The organism is Streptomyces sp. CC224B (genome assembly GCF_030010595.1).
Classification (GTDB): Bacteria; Actinomycetota; Actinomycetes; order Streptomycetales; family Streptomycetaceae; genus Streptomyces; species Streptomyces longispororuber.
On record NZ_JASCXL010000065.1, the window covers coordinates 48,737 to 54,905 of the forward strand.

Genomic DNA, 6,169 nt, shown 5'->3' on the forward strand with positions numbered 1-6,169 from the left:
CAGGCCCCCTCGGCTCGCAGAGGATGCGGCCAAGGGGGCGCGGGGGAACCGCTGTCAGGCCCCGATGTTGTTGTCGACAGCGCTCAGGATGTTGAGCAGGTTGAGCACGGTCACGTCTCCCGGATCCTCATTCGCGGCGTGAGCGGCCGTCGCCCCCGTGAGGACCAGCACGCAGGTGAGCAGAGCCGTCGTTCCCAAGGTGCGTATACGCATTTGTTGCTCCTTTACCGTGGGTTGGGACACAGCCATCACACCGGACCCCGCCGCCACGCGCCTGCTCTGTTGCTCCAGTCAGGGCATGCCCCCACCGGCGACGAGGGCCTACGGCACCAGCTCGACCGAGCGACCGCCACCCCCGGGACGTCGCGCGAGCGCCCGCGCACCCGCCCAGGACCCCCCTCAGGCACCACCGCCCGTGCGACGGTGGACGTCCGGCCCTGGCCGTCACGTGTCGCCATGGCTGCATTCGGACGCGCCGTGCTCGCCGAGAGGCTGTGCTGCCCTCTCCACGGCCGGACGAAGGCGGCGTTGCAGTTGCACCCGGGGCAGGGCGGACCTGGACCCCGGCCTAACGGCGCGTCAGCGGCGGCCGGGACAGCAGCAGCAGGGTGTGCGGGCCGACCGGTACCTCGCTGTCCGCCTTGTGCTCGGTCTCGTCGGCGAGGCCGAGCGGGTCGGAGCTGTCGATCCGCGTGGTCCAGCGCTCGCCGTACGCGGTGCCCGGCAGCCGGAAGACGACCGGCTCCCGGTGGCTGTTCACCAGGAGCAGGAAGGAGTCGTCCACCACGGGCCTGCCCTGGGTGTCCGGCTCGGTGATCGCGTCGCCGTTGAAGAAGACGCCGACGGCGTGGGCGTCGGCCCGCTGCCAGTCCTCGTCCGCCATCTCGTGCGCGTCGGGCCGCAGCCACACCAGGTCGGGCAGCGGCTGCCCCTCGTGCGTGAGGGTGTCGCCGCGGAAGAAGCGGCGGCGCCGGAACACCGGGTGGGCGGCGCGCAGGGCGATGGCCCGCCGGGTGAAGCCGGTCAGCGCGCGCCGGTCCTCGTCGAGGTCCCAGTCGACCCAGGAGATCTCGTTGTCCTGGCAGTAGGCGTTGTTGTTGCCCCGCTGCGTGCGGCCCAGCTCGTCGCCGTGGGCGAGCATCGGGATGCCCTGCGAGAGCAGCAGCGTGGCCAGGAAGTTGCGCTGCTGGCGCGCCCGGAGCTCCAGGACCGCCGGGTCGGTGGTGGGGCCCTCCACGCCGCAGTTCCAGGACCGGTTGTCGTTCTCGCCGTCCTGGTTGCCCTCACCGTTGGCCTCGTTGTGCTTCTCGTCGTACGACACCAGGTCGCGCAGGGTGAAGCCGTCGTGCGCCGTGACGAAGTTGACGCTCGCCCGCGGGCGGCGGCGGTCGTGCTGGTAGAGGTCGGAGGACCCGGTCAGGCGGGAGGCGAACTCGGCGAGCGCGTGGTCCGCGCCGCGCCAGAAGTCCCGTACGGAGTCCCGGTACTTGCCGTTCCACTCCGACCACAGCGGCGGGAAGTTGCCGACCTGGTAGCCCCCTTCGCCCACGTCCCACGGCTCGGCGATGAGCTTGACCCGGCTGACGACGGGGTCCTGCTGCACCAGGTCGAAGAAGGCCGAGAGCCGGTCCACGTCGTGGAACTGCCGGGCGAGGGTGGCGGCGAGGTCGAACCGGAACCCGTCGACGTGCATCTCGGTGACCCAGTAGCGTAGCGAGTCCATGACCAGTTGCAGCACGTTGGGGTGGCGCATCAGCAGGCTGTTGCCGGTGCCGGTGGTGTCGAAGTAGCGCGCCGGGTCGTCCTCCACGAGGCGGTAGTACGAGGCGTTGTCGATGCCGCGGAAGGCGAGGGTGGGGCCGTTCTCGTTGCCCTCCGCTGTGTGGTTGTAGACCACGTCGAGGATGACCTCGAGACCGGCCGCGTGCAGCTTCTTGACCATGGCCTTGAACTCGTCGACCTGCTCGCCGCGGGAGCCGTGCGCCGCGTAGGCGTTGTGCGGGGCGAAGAAGCCGATGGAGGTGTAGCCCCAGTAGTTGGACAGGCCGCGGTCGCGCAGGAAGCCGTCCTGGACGAACTGGTGCACCGGCATCAGCTCGACCGCGGTCACGCCCAGGGAGACGAGGTGCTCGACCACCGCGTCCGACGCCAGTCCCGCGTACGTCCCGCGCAGCTCCGCGGGCACGCCGGGGTGGCGCAGGGACAGGCCGCGCACGTGCGCCTCGTAGATCACGGACTCGGCGTACGGGTGCCGCGGCGGCCGGTCGCCCGCCCAGTCGAACGACGGGTCGGTGACGACGGAGAGCAGGGTGTGCCCGGCGCTGTCGGCCGGTTCGGGGCCGTCCGCCGCGCGCTCGAACAGCGAGGGGTGGTGGTCCACCTGGCCCTCGAACGCCCGCGCGTAGGGGTCGAGGAGCAGCTTGGCGGGGTTGCACCGGTGGCCCGCGGCGGGCTCCCACGGGCCGTGCACCCGGTATCCGTAGCGCTGCCCCGGGCCCACTCCGGGCAGGTAGCAGTGCCAGACGAAGCCGTCGACCTCGGGCAGGACGGCGGTGTCGTGCGAGCCGTCCTCGTGGACGAGGACGAGGTCCACACGGTCGGCGACCGCGCTGAAGAGGGCGAAGTTGGTGCCTTCACCGTCATAGGTGGCCCCCAGCGGGAAGGGGCGTCCGGTCCAGGTGCGCACGCTGCTGCCTTTCTACGGGAGGACGTGGCCGGGCGGCCGCCCGGCGCCGGCGGACGCGGACGCGGCGGCGGCGAGGCACGGGTGCGGGTCCGCCGCCCCCGTGAGGACGGCGACCGGGACGGTGCGCGGCTCCGGGCGCGCCTCGCGCAGGGTGGGCGCGGGCGTGACGGGCCTCAGCCGGGCGCCCACGTGCGAGCGGGCGCGGTGCGAGAACCAGATGATCTTTCCGTGGGTCGCGGGGTAGTTGCCCCAGCCGTCGCTCAGCGCGGCGATCTGCGCCAGGCACCCCTGCGGGCCGTAGTGCGGGTCGGGCAGGTCGGGCTCGTTGTCCGAGACGGCGGTGATGAGGTGCTGCCCGGTCCACCACATCTCGATGCCGGTGTTCTTGTCCGAGCCGTTCTCCTCGACCGCGCGCAGCAGCACGCCGACGCAGTGGCAGACGCGGTCGGCGAGGGTTTCCAGGCCCCAGTGCCGGAGGTGCGCGGCCAGAATGCGGCTGACCTGCTCGATCCGCTCCGGGCTCACCTCCACGTCGAGGTGGTAGTAGCAGGGAAGTGCGGTCTTCATCGCTCTTGGCTCCTCTCAGCGACCCCGTTGGTCCGACGGCCGCGCCGGACGGTTACCGGATACGGAGCGTGACCATTGATCGCTTGTGAGTTGTTCTCAATGTGACCGCACTGCTCCATTCGTGCAACGCGAGACGGGAGTGCCGGGCGTTCGAAGATCCAACAGGACGCTGCGTGGCCGGGCGTGCACCATGGGTAGGAAATTCGACCGACACATCCGCGACATCCCCCCGTGCGCCGCGGCACGGCTTCGGCAAGGTGGCCCCGCGCGCACGACGGCCCGACAAGAAGGTGACGAGCGTGACGCTGTTGCCTGCCAGAGCTGAAGTCGCGCGGTCCCTGGACCGGTACCGGGCCTGGGAGCGCCTCACGCTCACCTACCCGGCCGACCGCACCGCGCGGGCGCACTTCGAGAGCGCCGCGTACACCTTGTGCGTGCTGATGGGGGAGTGCACGGCACGCGTCGCCGCCGACGCGGCGGAGCGCTACGTCGGGCGGCGGCCGCCCGGTGCTCCGCCGGGCGGCGGCCGGACGGCCCGAGCGCCGCGCCGCCGGGGAGAGGCCCTGCCAGGACGAGTGGTGAAGGAGAGAACGATGCGTCCAGCTCCGGCGACACCCTCGCCCGCGCCGCCGCCCGTCCCCGGGCTTCCGGCCGCCGGTGCCGCCCTGGGCGCGGCCCCCCGCGGCCGGGCGGCCACACGACCGTCCGCCGCCCCGCCGTCCGCCGTTCGGCCCACCGCGGACACGTATCCGGGCACGGACACGTATGCGGGCACGGACACATATGCGGGCACGGACACGGACGCGGGCGCCGAGTGCGTGACCGTGACCGTGCCCGTCCTGGACGTCCAGCCGGTCCTCGACGGCGGCCGGCGCCCGGTCAAGGCGGTCCCCGGCGAGACCTTCCAGGTCACCGCCACGATCTTCGGCGAGGGGCACGAGTCGGTGGGTGCCAACGTCGTCCTGACCGGCCCCGGCGGCCGGAGCGGCCCCTGGACCCCGATGCGCGAACTCTCCCCGGGCACCGACCGCTGGGGCGCGGACGTGACGCCGGACGCCGAGGGGCGCTGGACGTACGCCGTGGAGGCCTGGTCCGACCCCGTCGCGCGGTGGCGCCGCGCGGCCACGGCGAAGATCCCGGCCGGCATCGACACCGACGTGACGCTCGAAGAGGGCGCGCTGCTGCACAAGCGCGCCGCCGGGGGAGTCCCGCCGGGCGCCGGGCGCCGGGTGCTGCTCGCCGCCGCCGAGGCGCTCCAGGACCGGCTCCGGCCGCCCGCCGCCCGCCTGGAGGCGGCGCTCGCCCCGGAGGTGGACGCCGCGCTCGCCCGCCACCCCCTGCGGGAGCGGGTCTCCCGCTCCGAGGCCCTGCCGCTGCTCGTCGAGCGGGAGAGGGCCCTGTTCGGCGCGTGGTACGAGTTCTTCCCGCGTTCGGAGGGCGCGGTGCTCCGTCCGGGGGAACCGCCCGTCTCCGGCACCTTCCGCACGGCGGCCGAGCGGCTGCCGGCGATCGCGGACATGGGCTTCGACGTGGTCTACCTGCCGCCCGTCCACCCGATCGGCAGCACCTTCCGCAAAGGACCCGACAACTCCCTGTCGGCCGGGCCGCACGACGTGGGGGTGCCCTGGGCGATCGGCTCCCCGGAGGGCGGGCACGACGCGGTCCACCCCGACCTGGGCACCCTGGACGACTTCGACGCCTTCGTCGGCCGGGCCGGTGAACTCGGGCTCGAGGTCGCCCTGGACTTCGCCTTCCAGTGCTCACCGGACCACCCGTGGGTCACCCGGCATCCCGAGTGGTTCACGCACCGCATCGACGGCACCGTCGCGTACGCGGAGAACCCGCCGAAGAAGTACCAGGACATCTACCCGATCGCCTTCGACAAGGACCTGCCCGGACTGGTCGCGGAGGCCACCCGGCTGCTGCGCTTCTGGATGGGGCACGGGGTGCGGATCTTCCGCGTGGACAACCCGCACACCAAGCCCCTGGTGTTCTGGGAGCGGGTGCTCGCGGACATCAACGGCACCGACCCGGACGTCGTCTTCCTCGCCGAGGCGTTCACCCGCCCCGCGGTCGTGCGGGCGCTGGCCCGCGTCGGCTTCCAGCAGTCGTACACGTACTTCACCTGGCGCGACACCAAGGCCGAACTGACCGATTACCTGCGGGAGCTGGCCACCGAGACGGCCCACTACCTGCGGCCCAACCTGTTCGTGAACACCCCCGACATCCTGTCCCGGTACCTCCAGGAGGGCGGCCGCCCGGCGTTCGCCGCGCGCGCCGTGCTCGCCGCGACGCTCTCCCCGAGCTGGGGCGTGTACAGCGGCTTCGAGCTGTGCGAGAACACCCCCGCGGGACCGGGCAGCGAGGAGTACCTGCACTCGGAGAAGTACGAGCTGCGCCCACGCGACTGGGCGGCCGCCGAGCGCGCGGGCCGCTCCCTGGCCCCCCTGCTCACCACGCTCAACCGCGTCCGGCGGCGCCACCCGGCGCTGCGCCTGCTCCGCAACCTCGTCTTCCACCAGGCCGACAACGACGCGCTGCTCGTCTACAGCAAGTGCGCGGGCCCGGACGTGGTCGTGGTCGTCGTCAACCTGGACCCCCACCACACCCACGAGGCCACGGTCACGCTGGACCTGCCGCGGCTCGGCCTCGACCCGGGCGCCTCCCTGCCGGTGCGCGACGAGCTGACCGGCGACACCTACCACTGGGGGAGCTCCAACTACGTGCGGCTCGCACCGGGCGGCGCCCACGTCCTGACGGCGACGGGTGCCCCGGCCGCGACGAGGGCCCGGGACGTCGGCGAGGTGAGTGAGCCGGCCACGTCCCGCGACCTTCCCCGCCGCTGATCGGAGGGTCACCCACATGATCGTCAATGAGCCCGTCCAGGACACCTTCGAGGACACCCCCGCCAAGGAC

At 72.8% G+C, this 6,169-nt stretch carries 4 protein-coding genes and 1 pseudogene; 2 read left to right on the forward strand and 3 right to left on the reverse strand.

Going from position 1 to position 6,169, the window contains the following annotated elements; all coding sequences use genetic code 11:
* Window positions 1–54: 54 nt before the first annotated feature.
* The 3 genes from QK440_RS24945 to QK440_RS24955 form a co-directional block, all read right to left on the reverse strand.
* Window positions 55–213, reverse strand: coding sequence for a hypothetical protein (locus QK440_RS24945; RefSeq protein WP_282795434.1), 159 nt, complete (start codon window positions 211–213; stop codon window positions 55–57).
* A 355-nt stretch (window positions 214–568) separates the two neighbouring features.
* Complete coding sequence (glgX, locus tag QK440_RS24950) at window positions 569–2,686, reverse strand: glycogen debranching protein GlgX (protein ID WP_282795435.1); 2,118 nt, start codon at window positions 2,684–2,686, stop codon at window positions 569–571.
* 12 nt (window positions 2,687–2,698) lie between these two features.
* Window positions 2,699–3,253, reverse strand: coding sequence for a pep a2 (locus QK440_RS24955; RefSeq protein ID WP_282795436.1), 555 nt, complete (start codon window positions 3,251–3,253; stop codon window positions 2,699–2,701).
* Window positions 3,254–3,552: 299 nt separating this feature from the next.
* Here QK440_RS24955 and QK440_RS24960 point away from each other — a divergent pair.
* Window positions 3,553–3,738 (forward strand): annotated as a pseudogene (locus tag QK440_RS24960) (DUF5133 domain-containing protein); the annotation flags it as partial.
* Window positions 3,739–4,071: 333 nt separating this feature from the next.
* Window positions 4,072–6,099 carry an alpha-1,4-glucan--maltose-1-phosphate maltosyltransferase gene (locus QK440_RS24965; protein WP_282795442.1) on the forward strand — a complete coding sequence of 676 codons (2,028 nt, stop codon included), beginning with the start codon at window positions 4,072–4,074 and terminating at the stop codon, window positions 6,097–6,099.
* The last annotated feature ends 70 nt before the right edge of the window (window positions 6,100–6,169 follow it).